We start from the raw sequence: 20,319 nt of genomic DNA on the forward strand, positions 1-20,319 counted from the left end.
TTATCCGGTGAAATAATATAACCACATGGTACTTTTTATGGTTCACTTTATGGAGCTAAAAATGAAAAGATTATTTTCCGTTATTGCTCTGAGTATTGCCTGCCTGACATCCACCTCTGCCTTCAGTACAGCATCTGAACTGAGGTTGGGCGTCGACGCGACCTTCCCTCCCTTTGAAAGCAAAGATGCCAGTGGTCATCTGCAAGGGTTTGATATTGATCTGGGCAATGCCATTTGCCAGCAGCTCCAGAGGAAATGTGTCTGGGTAGAAAATAGTTTTGACGGCCTGATCCCGGCACTTCAGGCCCGGAAATTCGATGCCATTATTTCTTCACTCTCCATCACTCCGGAAAGAGAGAAATCGATTAATTTCAGTGACAAACTTTTTAATACCCCCGCCTGGCTGGTCGCCGCAAAAGGGGGAAGCATTACCGATAATCCCGCCACACTGAAAGGAAAACGTGTTGGTGTGCAGCAGGGTTCGGTATTCGAAACCTATGCCAATACCTACTGGCGCCCGGCCGGGGTGGATGTCATTGCTTACCCGGATGCTAACTCGGTTTATGCCGATCTGGTGGCTGGACGATTAGATGCCACGCTGGATGACTCCAGTGTGATCAGCCAGACCCTGCTAAATCAGCCACAGGGCAAAGCATTTACCCGTATTCGTCAAATCAGGGATGACGCCATCTTTGGCCCCGGAACCGGCATCGGTATTCGCAAAAATGACACCGCACTGCAGACGCAACTGAATAATGCCATCCGTGCAATCCGTGCAGATGGAACCTATGAGCGTATCGCGAAAAAATACTTCAATTTCAATATTTATGGTGATTAACCTATGAAACCAGCCACTGTGATTAACGCCCTACTCGGGCAACATTTTCCTGACGACCGCCCTCTGAAGCAGATAGCTTTAGTGGCCTGCGGCGGCTCGCTGGTCGATATGTATCCGGCTCACTATTTTTTAAATCGTGAATCCATTCACCTCCGCAGTTACATGATGACAGCCAATGAATTTGTTCATGCGCCGCCCAAAACGCTGGGTTCTCAGACGTTAACTATCATCTGCTCACATGGCGGTAATACCCCGGAATCGGTGGCGGCCGCCCGGCTGGCGAAACAGAACGGAAGTATTACCATTACGCTAACGCACAACCCTGAGGCAGAATTACTCAAATGGTCAGACAGTAATGTGCTCTACGAATGGGGTGACGACAGCCAGGTCATCAATAATCCTATGGCTCAGATCCTCTGCTACTGTGTGGAAGCCCTGCAACAAACGGAAGGTTATAAAGGTTATGATGCCTTTATGCAGGGACTGGAACAGATAGATGCCATCATTGCTGCCGCCTGTGAGAAAAATCAGACGGCCTGCCTGAGCTTTGCCCGGCGTTATCAGCACGAGAAGCTGTTTTATATCCTGTCCAGCGGTGCCTCTTATGGCCATGCTTATGGTTTTGCCATCTGTTCTTTAATGGAAATGCAATGGCTGAATGCTGCCAGTATACACAGCGGCGAATACTTTCATGGTCCGTTTGAAGTCACCGATGCGCAGACGCCCTGGATTGTCATGGTGAACGAAGGACAGACCCGGGCACTTGATTTACGGGTCACCGAATTTTTACCGCGTTACGCCGAAAAAATTGAAGTGGTTGATGCACGGGCCCTGGGGCTGTCGGCGATTGATCCCGCAGTGGTTGATTATTTCAACCCGGTGTTATTTTACAGCGTCATGTGTGGCTATCGGGCAGCACTGGCCGACATCCGCCAGCATCCGTTGGAAACCCGGCGGTATATGGGTAAAACCCATTATTGAGGAGTGTCAATGAAAGTATTGGGTGTCGGCGACAATGTTATCGATCGCTATTGTCATACCGGAATGGGCTACCCCGGCGGCAATGCGCTGAATTTCAGTGTGTATGCGGCCATGCTGGCAGCAGACTCTGCCTACCTGGGGATTTTTGGCAATGATTTGCAGGCCCAACATCTGCAACAGGTGCTGACTCGTCGACAGGTGGATATCAGCCATTGTTTACAGGCAGAAGGTGAAACGGGCCATGCCAACCTGACATCGGTCGACGGTGAACGTATCTTTCTTGATTCAAATCAGGGCGGATTGCGTCGTTATATTGCTATGGATTTTATCCTGCAGTCTGCCGACTGGCTGGAACAGTTTGACCTGATGCACACCAGTGCCTACAGCTATATGGATCATCTGCTGCCTCAGTTGGCTGCACTCCCCGGAAAATTATCTTACGATTTTTCAGATGATTTCGACCTGCATCAGGTACTGCCGTTGTGTCGCTGGCTGGATTTCGCCTTTTTCTCATGCGCGGAGCATGATGATGAAGCCATCGCAAAATTGCTGACCGAAGTCCATCGTCAGGGATGCCCGGTAGTGGTCGCCACTCGTGGTGCTAAGGGCGCGCTGCTGTTTGATGGTGAGCACTGGCTGCAGCAGCCACCTCAGCCACTGATTCCGGTGGACACCCTCGGGGCAGGAGATGCATTTATCACCGCTTTCCTGCTACAACAGTTGTCCGGGGCTGGACTAACCGAAAGCCTGAAGTCCGCCAGCGATTTTGCCGGAAAAATCTGTGCACTGAACGGCTCTTTTGGTGCCCCTCTGCCCCTGGATTCACTATGATCTGCCAGACGAATGGCGGTTGATACTGCAATGGGTAACCTGCTCCCCTATATTGGCCGGAAACTAAACTGTCGCTGCGACGGGCAAACTACCTGCCCGTCGCGGGTGATAAACAGCGCTTCTACTGAGGGGTGCTCTGTCAGCCAGTCGCAGGCAGCCCGGAGTCCCAGGCCATACAGTTGAGAACTGTAAATCTCACCTTCCGTCGAACACTCGCTGATCACGGTCACACTGAGCAGGTCGTTATCCAGAGGATAGCCGGTACGCGGGTCAAGGATATGATGGTAATGGTGGCCCTGATACATAAAATAGCGTTCCCCTACTCCGGAAGTCACCACCGAACGGTTGGTCACCGTAATCACACCACACAATGTATTACTGGCAGAAAAAGGTTGCCGTACCCCGACACTCCAGCCTCCCGACGAACTTCCGTCAGGGGATCCCATCACCCGGATATTGCCTCCCAGGTTGATCAGTGCGTTTTCTACTCCGCGAGCCGCCAAACAGCCACACAACACATCGGCAATGTAACCTTTGGCAATCGCCCCGGCATCAATCTCCATGCCCGGCAGGGTGAGAAACAGCGAGCTGTTCTCCCGGTCGGCAATCACTGCCCGTGGATCTGTCAGTGCCAGCAGCGCCTTGATCTCAGCGGCCGGAGGCAGTGAATCACCGCCAAACCCTATTTTCCAGCGTTTGACCAGCGGACCGATCGCCAGGTTAAAGCAGCCGCCCTGCAGGCTGGCCTGCAGGGCGGTTTCAGTCAGCGAAAATACCTGAGGGTCCACCACCACCGGATGCTTACCCGCGGCACGGTTGACCGCCATCAACTGTGAATCCGGCCGGTTAACCGTCAGCAGACCTTCCAGCTGTTTAATTTTGGCAAATAACTGACGTGCCAGTTGCGGGTTATGCTCCGTAAGCTGTATTTCGATATCGGTGCCCATCAGCACCGCACGATAGCTGCAACGGCCCTGCCCGTCGGTCATTTTTCCTCCCGGGCACGGCGACGGACATAATCTGCCGCACTGTCACCCGCAACACGACCAAAAATTACAATATCGGCCACCGCATTACCGCCAATCCGGTTACCGCCATGGATTCCCCCCACCACTTCACCGGCAGCAAACACCCCGGCCAGCGGTTGCTGCTGCTGATTAAGGACTTCAGCCCGGGTGTTTATGGTGACGCCCCCCATCGTATGGTGAACCCCTGGCGCAATACGGATGGCATAATAAGGTCCGTGATCCAGAGGTTGTCGCAATGCGGTGGTCCGGCCAAACACATCCGGCTGTTGTTTCAGTACCACCCGGTTGTAATCTGCCAGTGTCTCCTGCAATGCGGCGGCATCCATGGCCAGAGCGTCAGCCAGTGCTGCCGGGCTGTCCGCGCTGATGACAAATCCCCGCGAAATATAGGTGTCGGTGGCTTTATTCCGTTCGCGAATCTGCTGGTCGAAGATAATCCACGCCGAATGCTCTGCTAAACCGATAATTTTTGCTGAGACTTTATCGCGGGTATCCATTTCATTAATAAAGCGTTTCCCCTGCTGACTCACCAGTATCGCCCCGCCACCGCGAATCGCTTCTGAGATCAGGTAAGAGGTGGTCTGTTCGACCGTGGGGTGAATCTGAATTTCCCCCATATCCACCGTACCGGCACCCAGGGCCTGCAACAGCGCGATACCACTGCCGGTCGCTCCGGCATGGTTGGTGGTCACAAATCCTGCCAGTTCCGGACGGTAATGCACCACCATCTGCGGGTTAGCACTGAATCCACCGGTCGCCACAATCACACTGCGGGCCGGTATTTTCAGGGTTTCACTCTGAGCGGTTTGCACCGTGACGGCAGAGACTTTACCGGACTGGCAGTGGATTTCTGTCACACTGCTCTCCGTCATAATCTCAACCGAGGGCTGCTGCTGGACATTTTTTAATAATCCGCTGACCAGATAGCCCCCGACCGCCGAAGCATCTGCCGGACGGTGAGTCCTGTCGATGCTCATGCCGCCGGTAATAGTGATATCACTTAATACAATACCGTGGTCTGCCAGCCAGTCGATAGCCAGCGGGGCCTGCTCGACAAACGCACGCAGCAATACGGTGTTATTCTTGCCCTGCCCGCCTTTCAGTGTTTCTTCATAGAACAGCTCTTTACTGTCACGGATTCCCTTCACGGCCTGGAAACGGGTTTCAGCCGCGTTCATGCCGACCGAAGCTTTCAAAGTATTCCCGCCCGGCACCGGCATTTTCTCGACGATCAGGACTCTGGCACCCTGTTCACTGGCCTGAATCGCTGCGGTCAGTCCGGCACCACCACTGCCGATAACCACCACGTCATAGCCGGAAGAGTCTTCCCCTCCCTCCTGCTTCTGCCGCTGGCGCGCCGAGGCCATCATGACTCTGGCCACCGCTTGTTTCACTGCCTCACTCTGGGTGGTCGCGCCGGTGACAGCATCGACATAAGGGCTGTTGGCATCGATGATCCGTGAGCGTAACTCCATAAAATGCGTGGTAAATTCAACATCCGCCGTCTCAGGCAGTTCCATTGACAGATCGGTGATTCTCTCATCGGACAGGGTCACCGTCAGCCGGCAATCCCCCTGTTGATCCTGCAATATCTCACTGAATTCTCCGGCGGCAAATTTCCCCCCCGCCAGACTCATATCCCGCACCATGGCCGCCACCTGAGGGAAGTACCACAGCGGCTCCGGAATAAACAACGCCTCGCGCTGACGGCTGTCAATGGCAAATGCCAGACGTTGTCCGGCCAGCAGTTTCCGGCACCAGTCCGGACTGGCAATGGCAGCCCTGCCGACGGCCACCAGCGCATAACCATGTTCCAGCACCTGTCTGGCCATTTCGCCACTGATAATCCCGCCGACACCCATCACCGGGACCCGCTTCAGGGTGTCTGTACCCTCTGCCATATATTTATCAATCAGCGGCCGGGGATCATCGATATCATTCAGGGAGCTGCGCAGCGTGTTGTTCATGGAGAAATGCAGGTAATCCAGCCCCTGTGCGGCCAGCTTATCCAGCAGATACAGGGTATCGGCAAAACGGATCCCCGGTTGTTCGGTCTCTTCCGGTGAAAAGCGATAGCCGATAATAAAACCGTCAGCGGCATATTGCCGTACCATTTTCCTGGCCACCGCCAGCACCGCCAGCGGGAAGCGGGTGCGTTTTTCCAGGCTGCCGCCCCACTCATCCTCACGGCGGTTAGCATGAGGAGAGAAAAACTGCTGAATCAGGTAAGTATTCGCTCCGTGCAGTTCTACGCCGTCAAAACCTGCACTAATGGCCCGGCGTACCGCCTGACCAAATTTATCCACCATCTCACTGACTTCTTCACCGCTCAGAGCCCGCGGCACCGCCATCCCTTCCCTCGGCATCGCCACCGCTGACGGGGCCACCGGCTGGCGCCCCCCGATCAACAAGGGTTCGCTCATCCGTCCGCCGTGATAAATCTGCAACACGGCTTTAGCGCCACGTTCTTTTATCGCCGTAGCAATTTTCTGTAAGCCGGCAATTTTATTATCATTGTCGATACCCAGCGCCCCCGGAAAAGCAGGGCCGTTATCCTCAACATAGCAGCATTCCACAATCACTGCGGCGGCATCACCGGCCCGCTGGCGATAGTATTCCACCAGTTCAGAGGTGACACTGCCATCATGAAATCCGGCACAGGTGGTCATCGGGGCCATAACAAAACGGTTTTTCAGGGTGGCGCCACAGGACAGGATTAACGGTTCTGAAGGTTGCAGATCAGGATAGGGCATGGGTTACTCCGGAAAAGGTCAGATGCTTTAAATTTTAAAATCGTGGGATGGCATAATGCTTATTCACCCCTGTGACAGATATCAGAATTCAACCACAGACAATCTGCCAGACATATGACGTAAATTAATTAAACCCGCAAAAAATTAAAAAAATAAACCTTTCATGCACATCAGGGGCGCTAATCTTTATCCGGGGGATAAACCGTACAATCGATTACTTTTAACAATTAATAAAAACATTAATAACAATAGCGGGGAATGATAAAAACACCTACCAAAACAAGTTATTATTTATTTCCGGCTTTAAGCTCAGCGGCTGGCAGTTTTTTATTCTGCAACAGAATCAATCACTAATAATCAAAATGATATTTCACGGCCACACTCAGTTTAATTTAAAAAATAAAAAAATAATTATGTTTCGTTGATCCGGATCAACCGTAAAAAACAGAGAGCAACGATGATAGAAATACTTTATCCGTCAGTCAGATGAGGTACTATGCCTTTGATAATTATTGCCTCTGGCATCCCGGATAATCAGTGATACCCGGCCGGCACAGGAAATGAAAATAATCTGTACGCTGCTCCCTGAATAATTAAACCACCTACAGAAAAGACTATGAACGTAAAATTAACCACTCCGCCGCCGGTGACAGGGACTCCCCCGTCCGCAGGCAAAAAAAATCGTCTGCTATTCCTGCTGTTGCCGGTCGTTGTCGCACTGCTGATATTATGTGTGCCGGTGCCCGAGGGATTACCGCCTTATGCCTGGCATTTCTTCGCCATTTTTGTCGGAGTGATAGTTGGTCTAATCTTTGAACCTCTGCCTGGTGCGGTGATCGGCCTGACCGGGGTGGTGGTGATAGCCCTGTTTAGCCAGTGGCTACTGTTCAGTCCGCAACAACTGGCCACCCCTGGTTTTAAACTGGCCAGTCAGTCGTTTAAATGGGCGGTCAGTGGTTTTGGCAACTCAACGGTCTGGCTGATTTTCGGGGCGTTTATGTTTGCCGCCGGCTATGACAAAACCCGGTTTGGTCGCCGGCTGGCCCTGATTCTGGTGAAATATCTGGGTCGCCGTAGCCTGACTCTGGGTTACGCGATTACCTTCGCCGATTTATTACTGGCACCGTTTACTCCGTCCAATACTGCCCGCAGCGGTGGCACCATCTATCCGATTATCGCCAACCTGCCGCCACTGTATGGCTCCAAACCTAATGACCCCAGCGCACGGCGCATCGGTTCATATCTGATGTGGGTAGCCATTACTGCCGCCTGTATTACCAGTTCGATGTTTTTATCGGCTCTGGCCCCCAACCTGCTGGCCCTCGCGCTGGTGAAAAGCATTACCGGGATTACCATCAGTTGGGGCAACTGGTTTATTGCCTTCCTGCCGCTGGGAGTGATCCTGATACTGGTGATGCCGCTGCTGGCTTACCTGTTTTATCCGCCCGAAGTGAAACTGAATGACGAAGTCCCGCGTTGGGCTACCCGTGAACTGGAAAAACTGGGTAAGTTGTCCCGCAACGAAATCCTGCTGTTGGTGTTCGTCTGTTGTGCGCTGGCGATGTGGATTTTTGCGGCCAGCTGGATTGAACCCGCCATGGCGGCACTGCTGGTCATTACCCTGATGCTGTGGACCGGCGTGCTGAACTGGAATGATATCACCGGCAACAAGGCCGCCTGGAACACCTTTACCTGGTTTGCCACCCTGGTGGCCCTGGCCGACGGTCTCTCATCGACCGGATTTATCGGCTGGCTGGGTAAAGAAGGTGGCGCACTGATGGGCGGGATCTCTCCCGGGGTAGCCTGCATTGTGTTAGTGGTGGCTTTCTACCTGCTGCACTATCTGTTTGCCAGCACCACCGCGCATACCACCGCCCTGCTGCCCGCCATGCTGACTATCGCAGCTACCATCCCGGGCATGGATATGCAGGTATTTTGTCTGCTGATGGTCACCTCTTTGGGTGTGATGGGCATTATCACCCCTTACGGGACCGGACCAAGCCCGATATACTATGGTAGCGGCTATCTGCCCACCGCCGATTACTGGCGCCTGGGGACCATTTTTGGTGCGATTTTCCTCCTCGCATTACTGGTTATCGGCTATCCATGGATGGTCATGGTGTTTGGCTGACAAAGCAGGTTTATCGCTGCAGGTATTCATGCGTTAAGAGATTATCCCCCCGTGTCAGGCTGAAGCCGTCAGACGGGGGGAAATAATAATTACCATCAGTATTTTGCGAAGCGCAACGGTGTTCCGTTGCCGCCGGTTAAGTGAGAAAACATGTCGAATACACCGTTCCATTATCAGGACCCCTTCCCGTTAGCCAAAGACGATACCGACTACTACCTGCTGAGCAGTGACTATGTCTCGGTTGCTGAGTTTGACGGCCGGGAAATCGTTAAAGTTGAACCACAGGCACTGACCCTGCTGGCACAACAAGCCTTTCATGATGCCTCTTTTATGCTGCGTACCGCGCATCAACAGCAGGTCGCGGCGATTCTGGATGACCCGGAAGCCAGCAAAAACGATCACTATGTCGCGTTGCAGTTTCTGCGCAATTCAGAAATTGCGGCCAAGGGTGTGCTGCCGACCTGTCAGGATACCGGCACCGCCATTATTATGGGTAAAAAAGGCCAGCAGGTCTGGACCGGCGGCGGTGACGAACGGCATCTGACTGAGGGTGTGTTTAATACCTTTCAGCAGGACAACCTGCGTTATTCACAAAACGCCGCACTGGATATGTATAAAGAGGTGAACACCGGCACCAACCTGCCGGCTCAGATTGATCTCTACAGTGTGGATGGTGACGAGTACAAATTTCTTTGTATTGCCAAGGGTGGCGGTTCAGCCAACAAAACTTACCTGTATCAGGAAACCAAGGCGCTACTTAGCCCGGGCAAACTACAACAATATTTGACCGACAAAATGCGTACCCTGGGTACGGCCGCCTGCCCGCCTTACCACATCGCGTTTGTGATTGGCGGCACCTCGGCCGAAAGTACCCTGAAAACAGTGAAACTGGCTTCAACCCATTACTACGACGAACTGCCGACCGAAGGTAATCAGTATGGTCAGGCATTCCGCGATACCGAACTGGAACAGGCATTGCTGAAAGAAGCTCAGAACCTTGGGCTGGGTGCACAGTTTGGGGGTAAATATTTTGCCCATGATATCCGGGTTATTCGTCTGCCTCGCCACGGCGCATCCTGTCCGATTGGGATGGGCGTCTCCTGTTCGGCTGACCGGAATATCAAAGCTAAGATTAACCGTGAAGGTATCTGGATTGAGAAGCTGGAGCATAATCCGGCACGTCTGATTCCTGAGCATTTGCGTGAAGCCGGGGAAAGCACCGTTGTTGAGGTTGACCTTAACCGACCGATGCCACAGATTCTGGCCCAACTGTCTGAATATCCGGCCTCCACCCGACTGTCGCTCAACGGTACGATTATTGTGGCCCGCGATATCGCCCACGCCAAACTGAAAGAGCGACTGGAAAACGGTGAAGGTCTGCCACAGTATATTAAAGATCATCCGGTTTACTACGCCGGCCCGGCCAAAACCCCCGAAGGCTATGCCTCCGGCTCTCTCGGCCCGACCACGGCAGGGCGGATGGATTCTTACGTGGATCTGTTGCAGTCTCACGGCGGCAGCATGATTATGCTGGCGAAAGGTAACCGTAGCCAGCAAGTGACCGATGCCTGCCGTAAACATGGCGGTTTTTATCTGGGCAGCATCGGTGGCCCGGCCGCGGTACTGGCACAACAGAGTATAAAAAGCCTGGAATGTGTCGAGTATCCGGAACTGGGGATGGAAGCTATCTGGAAAATCGAAGTGGAAAATTTCCCGGCGTTTATCCTGGTGGATGACAAAGGCAATGATTTCTTCAGCCAGATTCTGCAGAATCAGTGTGCCGCCTGCACAAAATAACCGCAAACACCCCGGCCTGCGACCTGCGCAGGCCATTTCCGCAATAACGGATAACCCTTCAGTCAACGAATGTCATAATCTCAGCGGCGATTTTTTTTGGTGGCTGTTGCACAATGTCCTACACTGACAGCCACATCCCCGACAGGAGAACATCATGAGCAAGATTAAAAGCTATGCCGCCGCACAAGCGGGTGCAGAACTTGAACTGTACGAATTTGACGCCGGCGAGCTGGCTGCCGAAGATGTTGAAGTGAAGGTGGAATACTGCGGTATCTGCCATTCTGACTTATCAATGATCGATAATGAGTGGGGCATTTCACAGTACCCGCTGGTTGCCGGTCATGAAATTGTTGGCCGTGTCCATGCGCTGGGGAGTTCCGCGCAGAGCAAAGGCCTGAAAGTGGGCCAGCGGGTGGGTATTGGCTGGACAGCACACAGCTGTGGTCACTGCGATGCCTGTATCAGCGGCAGCCAGAGTAACTGTCAGCAGGGCACAGTACCCACTATTCTGAACCGTGGCGGTTTTGCAGAAAAAATCCGCGCCAACTGGCAATGGGTGATCCCGCTGCCTGAAGCTCTGGATATTGAATCAGCGGGGCCGCTGCTGTGCGGTGGTATCACGGTATTTAAACCGCTGTTGCAGCATAATATTACAGCCACCAGCCGTGTCGGAGTGATTGGTATTGGCGGTCTGGGCCATATTGCCATCAAACTGCTGCACGCCATGGGTTGTGAAGTCACAGCCTTCAGTTCTTCCCCGTCGAAAGAACAGGAAGTACTGGCGATGGGTGCCGATAAAGTGGTTAACAGCCGCGATCCACAGGCGCTGACCGCACTGGCAGGTCAGTTTGATCTGATTATTAACACCATTAACGTCGATCTGGACTGGATGCCCTACTTCCAGGCGCTGGCCTATAACGGCAGCTTCCATACCGTGGGTGCAGTAATGAAGCCATTCCAGGTTCCGGCATTTACCCTGATTTCCGGTGACCGCAGTGTTTCCGGTTCATCGACCGGTTCACCGCATGAACTGCGCAGCCTGGTGAAACTGGCGGCCCGCGCCGGAGTGAAACCACAGACTGAACTGTTCCCGATGTCGAAAATTAATGATGCGATTCAGCATGTTCGTGACGGTAAAGCCCGCTACCGTGCCGTGTTAAAAGCCGATTTCTGAGCCAACGAAAAAGGCCCGTGATACGGGCCTTTTTTTCAGCGGTTTGCCGGTTATTCGCCGGTTTTACCCGCCTGCTCTATCGCGGCCATCGCCTGATACAGGCTGTCGGCAGTCACTTTCACTGGCAGTAAATGGATGGTTTCATGCGAACGCAAAGTATGGGCAATCATCCGGTCCATCTCATCACGCTGATGCAAATCAACCCCCAACTCCGCCAGGGTAACCGGCAGTTTTAGCTGACGATAAAAATGCAGCAGTTTGCGGATATCCTGTTGCTGGTTCAGTAACGCTGCCTGCACCAGAATCCCGTAAGCCACCTTAATCCCGTGCAGGATAGTATGCGTCTGCGGCAGTACTGTCAGCCCGTTATGCACGGCATGAGCGGCCGCCACCCGGGTAAAGCGTTCGCCCAGGCCACCAATCAGTCCGCCACCGGCAATAATGGCATCCACGATCGCAATAAAACGGGCGGTTAGCTGCTGTTGTTGCTGATCACGGAGTGCTCCGGCGCTGTCGCTGAACAACAGATCCCGTAATCCTTCGGCCATTTTTAACGCGGTTTTAGCCAGATAAGGCACGCTGTCTGCCTGCTCATCCGGCAGCAACACCCGGGCTTCGTACCATTTCGCCAGCGTATCACCAATCCCCGCCAGCAAATATTCGGCAGGCGCCTGCAATATGATTTCCGGCTCGACCAGTACCAGATGATTAGACTGTTTGAAAATTTCGTACCCGACATTACTGCCCGCGGCGTTGTACCAGACAGATAAAGGCGTCCAGGCGGCACAGGTCGCGGCAATGGTCGGTATCAGAACCACCGGCAGTTTCAGCCTGTCGGCCAGTGCTTTGGCGGTATCCATCACGGTTCCGCCGCCGATACCAATAATCACTTTACGGCTGTCACCGGCCTGTGCAATCAGCTGGCTGATTAACGGTTCACTGCAATGCTCCCGTACACAATGTTTCTCTGCGGTAGCGGCAGACCAGACTGACGGCAGAAACGATTCTGTGGCTGCAATGGCACGCTCGCCATACAACCAGAAAGCCTGCTGCAGATCAGACTCTGAATAGAAGTTTTCCAGCTCACGTAATGCGCCGGGAAAGCAGTAATAGTTTGCCGGACCCGGGACTACCTGAATTTCTGTAAATGACATCTTTAACTCCCTGACAGGTGCTTTTCTTAATTTTATTGCGTCACTTGCTGATAATCTTCGGCATCAACATCATAACCCGACGGTTCCCAGCGGATGACAAACAACGCCAGCAGACCGATGACCGGGGACAATGCAATCACCCAGAATAACCCGGTATCCAGGTTAGCGGTCAGGATAGGGAACAGGAACAGGGCCAGCGTGGAGCTGAAACGGGTAATGGTCTGATTAAGACCGACACCGGTACCACGAATAGACGCCGGATAGCTGAGAGAGGCGTATACCATGGTGTGAGCCCCCGGACCAAAGCCCTGGCCCAGCAGAAACAGCGCAAGGAAAGCACAGCAGATCATCGCCTGAGCGGTATCTTCCGGACGCCCTGCCAGCGCCAGTCCCAGTAAAGCCACCAACTGACAGCCGTAACCGGCAATCGTCATACTGCGGGCACCCAGTTTGGGTACCAGCCGGACTGCGGCGATTCCACCGGTAAAGGCGAACAACAGATTCAGTGCCAGTGATACCAGAATGGTGGTGAGCATCGACTGCTTAAATAACGTCGAGATAATAATGGGCAGACCGAAAGCGATAGCCGCGTAGGCAAAGGGTGAGACAAACGACATCACACTGGTCAGAATGGTACGGCTCAGATAGCGCCCCTGTAATAACACCCCGTAGCTTTTCCAGCCCGCCTTGCGGGAGGTTGCCGGAGCACTGCTCTGCTGCGGAATATCTGTCGCAACCGTCGCAGGGATATTATAGGCCGTCTGTAAGATCTTCGCGGCTGAGGCTAAATCGCCCTGCTGTGCAGCCCATACCGGGGATTCTGTCATATAGCGTTTGCGTACCGTCAGGATAATCAGGGCAGGCACCGCTCCGAATCCGACAATATAACGCCACAGATATTCACTCTGGGTGGCCGGCAGCAGATAGAATAAGCCGAGCACCAGCAGATAAGAGACCGAGATGGCGGCGTACCAGGTGGGGCACCACATTGCCACACTGGCGGCTTTATTCCCCCGCCCTTTAAGACGCGAAAACTCAGCGAGAAAGGCCATCGCCACCGGTAAGTCGATACCAATGCCCAGCCCCATAATAAAGCGACTGATCCCCAGCACCTCGGCATTCGGGGCCAACGCACCCAGCAGAGCAGCGAAAACGAAGAAGAACATATCGGCCATAAACACACGATAACGGCCGATTTTATCGGTCAGATAACCCCCGATCACCGCCCCGACAATTGCACCGATGGTGATGGCGGAAACCACCAGCCCGATACCTTCCGGAGAAAGGCCAAACTGGCGGGTGATATCTTTAACCCCGAACGCCAGTGCCCCAAGGTCATAAGCGTCCAGGAATACCCCGCCTAAGGCGATAGCCACGATAATCCGGGCGTTGGTTTTGGCATGAGTTGAATTGTTAACCAGCTGGCTGACATCCGCCGCGCTGCGAATAATATTACTGCCTGGTGTGGTGATATCCGGCGATAAGCCGGCAGAAAGTTGCGTCATAGTTTGCGAGTTTTATCAGTTATATTTTATCGGAAGAAAGTAAATTAAGACGTTTGGACGTCTTAATGTCCAGATTTCCATAACTAGCAAAAAATCGCAAGTTTTTTGGCCGGTGGGAAACGTCATTTAACGCTGATTCACCAGAGTTATCCGCATCAGTTCTGCCTGGGCGGCTTAAACAAGTCCGAACCGAGAGAGGATTTGCCGGGTTCCCCTCCCTCACCCCCGGGGAGTACCACTCCATGAGTCACCGTACCGGTATCCTCGCAGGGATATTCGGGTAATCTCAGGCCTTTCGATGATTTCTGCAGAATGGAGTTATTTCCGTAATTTTTTAAGCACCTGAAGTTATTGACTGAGCAGGCTGGTCATTATTCTAAATATCCAGAAGCTGAAAGATCCCACCACCTTCGGGAAATGACTATTTTAAATTAATAAGATGACATCATCATGCGAGCAACACCCGCTGAGTTCTCATTGGGAAGGGCTAACATATAGCTCAGCAGATCCTGGTTAATTTCACAGGCATGATGTAATCGTGCATGACCTGTACGCTGTACAGCTGCAAAATTTTATCGTTCAGGTTCGTCTACAACCCTCTCCGATTGCACAAAGCACGCTGTGTGCACGCAGTTACCCATACTCGCCTCCGATCAGACTGAAGGAATACGGATAAGCGTCAATAGAAGCTGCTAATTATGTTTTCAGCAGATAAAGGGAAAAGGAGCCCGGTATAAAAGCGGGAAGGTGCAGCTTTCGAAAACCGAGACTTCATAGTGATCGACTGCATATTAGGGCGATACTTAATGAAGTGTTACTTCAGTCAGGCTCCATTACAAGGTACCCCATCGCCTTTTATCCCCATCGATTGAGCTGCTGAGGATCCATCACGGTGGAGAGGGTACCGGCGTCCAAATCTATTTTACTGATTACCGGATGTGCCTCTTCGATCGAACTAATGACCTCAGTCAGTTCAGGCGATTCAGCCCCGACGCGTTCATGACTGAAAATAACAGTGATATCCAGATCAGACACCGTCTCTACGGCGGTACCCAGAGCCACGCTCCCGTAGACATAGATGCTGTGTATGTTGTCTGCCTGAGAAATGACGAAAGCTTTAGCAACATCGCTAATCACATTGCTGAACTGAGGCTGCAAATTTTTTCCGTCAGGGACGGAGATAAAACCGGTTTCATCAACAGCCATTTTTCTCAGCTTCATCAAGGAATATGTTTACCTTATGAAGGATAGGCGTGGACAGTACACCCGATCAGTTAAGCCCTTGCAGGTGAAGAGTGCCAGAAAGTACAACTTTCCCCCGCGCTACAGGCACTTATTCTTCCAGAGGACCCAACCTGCAACGTTAAGCTACACGCCACACCATAATGCGGTTGCATAAAACGCCATCACTTACGAAAATTTCGAATAATAAATACAGGAGGTGTTCATGTAAGTATCCCTGCAAAAAGAACCATTCATTTTTAGAGATCTTCGGACATACTGAATATGTTCCCTGAAGGAGATCGCTATGCGTAAAGCCCGATTTACTGAACACCAGATTATCGCCGTTCTGAAGTCCGTTGAAGCAGGTCGAACGGTGAAGGATGTCTGCCGCGAGGCCGCAATTTCAGAAGCCAGCTATTACAACTGGAAAGCAAAATATGGCGGAATGGAAGCTTCTGATATCCGCAAAATCAAAGATCTGGAAGGCGAGAACCGGCGTCTTAAACAGATGTTCGCTGTTTTGGGGAAATTACAATTTCCTTGTAAAAATCAAAGCATTAGAAAGTAATCTCAACAGAAAATTCATATCATTGTATTGACCCAATGCTCATGACTGCGGTACCAGTGACTGAGCGTGATAACCGACATCCTCAGTCATCTCTGATAACTGCGTCAGACTGCGCCGGAAACCGGCAGGCAATAAACAGGAGAGGTTACTTCGTAAAGGCGGGTTTCTGGCTGATTCGGGCGATCAATGCGGTCAGAGAGAGCACCATGGTGGAACGGACGATCTGCTGATAGCGTTGCTGCTGCATGGCTCGTAGTCCGGTATCATCACTGACAAAATCCGGCGGCGGCGGTAAGTCTTCAACGCAATGGAGCTCACCAAACGGACCCAGAATTTCATCATCAGTAAAACGATATTCGCTGCCATCATGATTCAGTTCTTCGCGAAGTGCCATCAGCAATTCACAGTCTTCATATTCATTACGGTTTATCACCCCCAGGCCATAAATCAGTTTAAGGCGCACTGATAATTCACCTAACGGACCATCACCCAGTAACAAAGGTTCTACCGCATACTTCACCGCGTAATCATCTTTGCGGAACACTTTAACCACCAGAAAATTCACGGCTTCTGCCAGCATTTCGACGGTCGCTATCAGAAAGCTTCTTACCGATTGTCCGGCATTCAGGCGCTCAAGCACCCGATTTTCAAAAGCCTGTGATTGTTCCATTTGTGCCTGCATATCAATAGTATCACCTGATAACACCCGCGCGGGCACAGCCTGGCTGTGCCCTGATATTTCGTCCCTTGGGAGCGCGGGGCCATTATACCATAGCGTTCCAGGCCTTAACTACCGCCCTGACCACAGGGCTGTCGGCATCCAGCCCGGAGATTTCAGCCAGAGCCCCGGCGACATTCTGCTGAGTGAGTAAACCTGCCAGTTCCTGTGATTGCGGGTCCTGCTCACTGCGAAAATGCAACGCCGCAGCAATCCCCGTCACCAAATGATCCTGAGATAACTCATATTCCAGAGTACCGAGTGTCGGTTTGATCAGACGATCCCCGGCACTCAGTTTACGTAACGGCTGACGCCCTACCCTCTCGACATCATCTTTCAGGTAAGGGTTTTCAAAGCGGCTGATAATTTTGTGGATATAAGCAGTATGTTTTTCACGGTCAAAACCATAGCGGCGGATCAACACTTCACCGCTCTCCCGCATCGCCCCTTCCACCACATGGCGGATTTTTTCGTCAAGGATCGCATCACGAATCGTTTTATGGCCTGCCAGATGTCCCAGGTAAGCCGTAATAGCGTGACCGGTGTTCAGGGTAAAGAGCTTTCTTTCGACAAACGCCATCAGGTTATCGGTCAGTTCCATGCCCGGAATCGACGGCAGAGGCCCGACAAACTGGGTTTTATCGACAATCCACTCACTGAAGGTTTCAACGGTCACTTCCAGCGGGTCATGGCTGCCGGCTTCCGATGGCGGCACAATCCGGTCCACAGCAGAATCGACAAAACCGACATGCTCTTCCACCCAGTGATGATATTCCGCCGGCAGCGCCTTAAGTACATGGCCCTTGAGCTGGCTGGTCCCACGCACCATATTTTCGCAGGCGATAATATTCAACGGTTGGGTATTCCCGTCGTCTTTACGCTGCACCAGCCCTTTGGCGAGAGTCCCGGCAATCCGTTCGAGGATTTGCGGGCCGACCGCGGTCGTCACCAGATCAACGTCTGCCACCAGCGAGATCACCTGATCACTGGTACTGTTGACCGCATTGACCCCTTTGACTATCTCAACTTTCGACTGCTCACCCACCACATGCACCGGATATTCTCCCCGGATATTCAGAGCATCGACAACCACCTGATTAACATCGGCAAAAGTCACCGGAATACCTGCATCTGCCAGTAGTTTACCGATAAAGCCACGGCCGATATTGCCGGCACCAAAATGTAATGCTTTCATAATTTGTCCCGTATTTTTGACATAACCACCAGGAAAATCAGGGCGATACTGCCGAAAATGACCGGCGATATATCCCCCTGTTAAGGAAGAACGGATTATTCGCCGGGCTGACCGGACAACAGATCCAGCACTTCCTGCACACTGGTGGTGGTGGCCAGTCGGGCAATCACGCTGTCATCATCCAGCGCATTGGTCAGGCTGGTGATCACCTGAATATGTTCGTTATTGCGTGCAGCAATCCCGATGACCAGCCGGGCAATATCATCCGGCTCTTCACCAAACAGCACACCCGCAGGGTACTGGCAGAACACGATGCCGGTCTTCAGTACACGGTCTTTCGCTTCCACAGTGCCGTGCGGTACCGCGATGGATTCACCCAGGTAAGTCGGGGTCAGTTTTTCGCGTTCCAGCATGGCATCCACATATTCAGGCTCGACATAGCCTCCTTTCACCAGTTGTTCACCGACAAAACGGATAGCCTGTTCTTTGTTATCTGCGTGGTTACCCAGCAATACATTGGCGGCACTCAGTTTGAATAAATGCTCAGGTGTAGGCTCAAAACTGTCCGCCAGCGTTTCACTGACTTTTTCGCGGTGCTCTGCACTGCGGCCTGCCTGTTGCAGGCGTGCTGTCAGGTCGTTGTACAACCCGCTGTCGAGGAAGTTAGTCAGCGAAATATGCTGGGCTTGAGGTGCTTTGCGCATGGCCCGCTCGGTCAGATCACGGTGAGTAATCACCAGGTCCACATCGTCCGGCAGGCTGTTGATGGCGGTATTGGTGACCGAAATATGTTGCAGACCCGCTTCATTCACTTTTTTCCGCAGTACGCCTGCTCCCATGGCACTGGAACCCATACCGGCGTCACAGGCGACAATGATTTTGCGCACATGGCTCAGGTCATCCTGCACAGGCGCAGCCGCCGCAGCCACTGTCTGGCCTTTAGCGCTGGCTTTCATCTCCTGCATACGGCGGGTCGCCGCGTCGATATCGTCTTCTTCTTTCACTTTGCTGGTTTTCAGCAGGATAGAAGCCACCACGAATGACACTACAAAGGCCGCGATAATCGCGGAAATATTGGCAAAGTAGGCCCCTTTCGGCGTCATCGCCAGTACCGCCAGTATAGATCCGGGAGACGCCGGAGAAATCAGCCCGCCATTCAGTACACTCAGGGTAAACACCCCGGTCATTCCACCGAGGATCACCGCCAGCAACAGACGCGGGTTCATCAGTACATACGGGAAGTAAATTTCGTGGATACCCCCAAAGAAATGGATGATGGCCGCACCGCCCGCAGACTGTTTGGCATTACCCCGGCCAAAGAACATATAGGCCATCAGTACGCCCATCCCGGGACCCGGGTTGGCTTCAATCAGGAAGAAAATCGATTTGCCGGCCTGACTGGCCTGCTGAATGCCCAGCGGCGAGAAGATACCGTGGTTAATTGCATTATTCAGAAACAGAATTTTTGCCGGTTCAACAAAGATAGAGGTCAGTGGCAGCAGGTCATGCTGAACCATGATATTGACCCCGGCAGACAACAGGTGTGATAACGCTTCGACCAGCGGACCAATCGCCATAAACGACAATAATGCCAGTAACATACCGATGATGCCGGCAGAAAAGTTATTCACCAGCATTTCAAAGCCGCTTTTAATTTTCCCGTCCACCAGACGGTCAAACGAGCGAATGGCCCAGCCCCCCAGCGGCCCGGCAATCATTGAGCCAAGGAACATCGGCATATCTGCACCGACAATCACGCCCATGGTGGTGATAGCACCCACCACTCCACCACGGTCACCACCCACCAGCCGCCCGCCGGTATAACCGATAAGTAATGGCAGCAAATAGGTGATCATTGGCGCGACCAGTTTCGCCAGCGTTTCGTTAGGTAACCAGCCGGTAGGAATGAACAGCGCGGTGATAATACCCCAGGCGATAAACGCCCCGATATTTGGCATTACCATATTACTCAGAAAACGACCAAAGCTTTGGACTTTGATCCTGATATCTGATGAGGACATACAAACACCCCTTATTGATACGCGCCGGCAAATAAGAGAGCGCGATGATTTTTTGTTTTGGAGCTGACGCTTTGCAGACGTCAGAATTGCTCTGCTGAGGCGGACTCTAGCACGCGGATTTCGGCCCGAATATTGAGCAAAAAATTTGTGATCGGCATCACTGTCAGGTATGGGGTGGAGGGGTGCTTTTGGTGATCTGAATCACACATATTCTGTGAAAAAATGCAGAATGTGCTTTTCCCGGGCTCAAAACCGAGCCTGTATGTGATGTAGATCACACATTCTCATGTCATGTTTGTTTTGTTTTTGTGATCAGCTTAACAATTTATTTTTATCCATAATGCGCCGGATCACAGTTTGATAGCCGGTCGCTCAGCCGTAAATCTGTACCCGCCTCTGTC

14 protein-coding genes and 1 pseudogene are annotated in these 20,319 nt (G+C 52.4%); 7 read left to right on the forward strand and 8 right to left on the reverse strand.

Going from position 1 to position 20,319, the window contains the following annotated elements; all coding sequences use genetic code 11:
- The first annotated feature begins 61 nt into the window (after positions 1–61).
- Genes B3Z23_RS14045 through B3Z23_RS14055 form a run of 3 tightly spaced genes read left to right on the forward strand, consistent with a single transcriptional unit; the run spans position 62 to position 2,650 of the window.
- Positions 62–838, forward strand: a complete 777-nt coding sequence (locus B3Z23_RS14045; RefSeq protein ID WP_294911211.1) for an ABC transporter substrate-binding protein — start codon at positions 62–64, stop codon at positions 836–838.
- 3 nt (positions 839–841) lie between these two features.
- The gene (locus tag B3Z23_RS14050; RefSeq protein ID WP_294911214.1) at positions 842–1,819 is read left to right on the forward strand and encodes an SIS domain-containing protein; all 978 of its coding nucleotides are present in this window, start codon (positions 842–844) and stop codon (positions 1,817–1,819) included.
- A 9-nt stretch (positions 1,820–1,828) separates the two neighbouring features.
- Entirely contained in the window at positions 1,829–2,650 is an 822-nt protein-coding gene (locus B3Z23_RS14055) for a PfkB family carbohydrate kinase (RefSeq protein WP_294911217.1), read from the forward strand.
- A gap of 47 nt (positions 2,651–2,697) precedes the next feature.
- Here the strand turns inward: B3Z23_RS14055 and B3Z23_RS14060 are convergent, their stop codons facing one another.
- Together B3Z23_RS14060 and B3Z23_RS14065 are read right to left on the reverse strand one after the other, a co-directional pair.
- The gene (locus B3Z23_RS14060) at positions 2,698–3,639 is read right to left on the reverse strand and encodes an FAD:protein FMN transferase (RefSeq protein ID WP_294911219.1); all 942 of its coding nucleotides are present in this window, start codon (positions 3,637–3,639) and stop codon (positions 2,698–2,700) included.
- Complete coding sequence (locus B3Z23_RS14065; RefSeq protein ID WP_294911221.1) at positions 3,636–6,431, reverse strand: flavocytochrome c; 2,796 nt, start codon at positions 6,429–6,431, stop codon at positions 3,636–3,638. Before B3Z23_RS14065 ends, B3Z23_RS14060 begins: the two co-directional genes overlap by 4 nt.
- A 616-nt stretch (positions 6,432–7,047) precedes the next feature.
- On the opposite strand from B3Z23_RS14065, the gene B3Z23_RS14070 reads away from it, so the two are divergent.
- From B3Z23_RS14070 to ahr, 3 genes are all read left to right on the forward strand, one after another.
- Positions 7,048–8,562 carry an anion permease gene (locus B3Z23_RS14070; RefSeq protein ID WP_294911224.1) on the forward strand — a complete coding sequence of 505 codons (1,515 nt, stop codon included), beginning with the start codon at positions 7,048–7,050 and terminating at the stop codon, positions 8,560–8,562.
- A 150-nt stretch (positions 8,563–8,712) separates the two neighbouring features.
- Complete coding sequence (fumA, locus tag B3Z23_RS14075; RefSeq protein ID WP_038017257.1) at positions 8,713–10,359, forward strand: class I fumarate hydratase FumA; 1,647 nt, start codon at positions 8,713–8,715, stop codon at positions 10,357–10,359.
- Between the two features lie 154 nt (positions 10,360–10,513).
- The gene (gene ahr, locus B3Z23_RS14080) at positions 10,514–11,533 is read left to right on the forward strand and encodes an NADPH-dependent aldehyde reductase Ahr (protein WP_038017254.1); all 1,020 of its coding nucleotides are present in this window, start codon (positions 10,514–10,516) and stop codon (positions 11,531–11,533) included.
- A gap of 50 nt (positions 11,534–11,583) precedes the next feature.
- Here the strand turns inward: ahr and B3Z23_RS14085 are convergent, their stop codons facing one another.
- From B3Z23_RS14085 to B3Z23_RS14095, 3 genes are all read right to left on the reverse strand, one after another.
- The gene (locus tag B3Z23_RS14085) at positions 11,584–12,687 is read right to left on the reverse strand and encodes an oxidoreductase (RefSeq protein ID WP_294911229.1); all 1,104 of its coding nucleotides are present in this window, start codon (positions 12,685–12,687) and stop codon (positions 11,584–11,586) included.
- A gap of 32 nt (positions 12,688–12,719) precedes the next feature.
- On the reverse strand, positions 12,720–14,192 hold the full coding sequence (locus B3Z23_RS14090; protein WP_294911232.1) for an MFS transporter: 1,473 nt from the start codon (positions 14,190–14,192) through the stop codon (positions 12,720–12,722).
- Between the two features lie 855 nt (positions 14,193–15,047).
- Positions 15,048–15,413: a nucleotidyltransferase domain-containing protein gene (locus B3Z23_RS14095; RefSeq protein ID WP_294911234.1), complete on the reverse strand. Its 366-nt coding sequence runs from the start codon at positions 15,411–15,413 to the stop codon at positions 15,048–15,050.
- 307 nt (positions 15,414–15,720) lie between these two features.
- Between B3Z23_RS14095 and B3Z23_RS14100 the strand changes: the two are divergent.
- Positions 15,721–15,939: pseudogene (locus tag B3Z23_RS14100) on the forward strand (transposase); the annotation flags it as partial.
- A gap of 190 nt (positions 15,940–16,129) precedes the next feature.
- On the opposite strand, the gene mtlR reads toward B3Z23_RS14100, so the two are convergent.
- From mtlR to B3Z23_RS14115, 3 genes are all read right to left on the reverse strand, one after another.
- A complete protein-coding gene (gene mtlR / locus B3Z23_RS14105) occupies positions 16,130–16,666 on the reverse strand; it encodes a mannitol operon repressor MtlR (protein ID WP_294911237.1) in 537 nt (178 codons plus the stop codon).
- Between the two features lie 82 nt (positions 16,667–16,748).
- On the reverse strand, positions 16,749–17,897 hold the full coding sequence (locus tag B3Z23_RS14110) for a mannitol-1-phosphate 5-dehydrogenase (RefSeq protein WP_294911239.1): 1,149 nt from the start codon (positions 17,895–17,897) through the stop codon (positions 16,749–16,751).
- Positions 17,898–17,992: 95 nt separating this feature from the next.
- Complete coding sequence (locus B3Z23_RS14115; protein WP_294911242.1) at positions 17,993–19,918, reverse strand: PTS mannitol transporter subunit IICBA; 1,926 nt, start codon at positions 19,916–19,918, stop codon at positions 17,993–17,995.
- Positions 19,919–20,319 lie beyond the last annotated feature (401 nt).

This window comes from Tatumella sp. UBA2305, from assembly GCF_002345795.1.
Lineage (GTDB): Bacteria > Pseudomonadota > Gammaproteobacteria > Enterobacterales > Enterobacteriaceae > Tatumella > Tatumella morbirosei.

Coding starts and splice junctions, on each gene's coding strand:
- B3Z23_RS14045 (WP_294911211.1), top strand. CDS start 62: ATGAAAAGATTATTTTCCGTTATTGCTCTGAGTATTGCCTGCCTGACA.
- B3Z23_RS14050 (WP_294911214.1), top strand. CDS start 842: ATGAAACCAGCCACTGTGATTAACGCCCTACTCGGGCAACATTTTCCT.
- B3Z23_RS14055 (WP_294911217.1), top strand. CDS start 1,829: ATGAAAGTATTGGGTGTCGGCGACAATGTTATCGATCGCTATTGTCAT.
- B3Z23_RS14060 (WP_294911219.1), bottom strand. CDS start 3,639: ATGACCGACGGGCAGGGCCGTTGCAGCTATCGTGCGGTGCTGATGGGC.
- B3Z23_RS14065 (WP_294911221.1), bottom strand. CDS start 6,431: ATGCCCTATCCTGATCTGCAACCTTCAGAACCGTTAATCCTGTCCTGT.
- B3Z23_RS14070 (WP_294911224.1), top strand. CDS start 7,048: ATGAACGTAAAATTAACCACTCCGCCGCCGGTGACAGGGACTCCCCCG.
- fumA (WP_038017257.1), top strand. CDS start 8,713: ATGTCGAATACACCGTTCCATTATCAGGACCCCTTCCCGTTAGCCAAA.
- ahr (WP_038017254.1), top strand. CDS start 10,514: ATGAGCAAGATTAAAAGCTATGCCGCCGCACAAGCGGGTGCAGAACTT.
- B3Z23_RS14085 (WP_294911229.1), bottom strand. CDS start 12,687: ATGTCATTTACAGAAATTCAGGTAGTCCCGGGTCCGGCAAACTATTAC.
- B3Z23_RS14090 (WP_294911232.1), bottom strand. CDS start 14,192: ATGACGCAACTTTCTGCCGGCTTATCGCCGGATATCACCACACCAGGC.
- B3Z23_RS14095 (WP_294911234.1), bottom strand. CDS start 15,413: ATGAAGCTGAGAAAAATGGCTGTTGATGAAACCGGTTTTATCTCCGTC.
- mtlR (WP_294911237.1), bottom strand. CDS start 16,666: ATGCAGGCACAAATGGAACAATCACAGGCTTTTGAAAATCGGGTGCTT.
- B3Z23_RS14110 (WP_294911239.1), bottom strand. CDS start 17,897: ATGAAAGCATTACATTTTGGTGCCGGCAATATCGGCCGTGGCTTTATC.
- B3Z23_RS14115 (WP_294911242.1), bottom strand. CDS start 19,918: ATGTCCTCATCAGATATCAGGATCAAAGTCCAAAGCTTTGGTCGTTTT.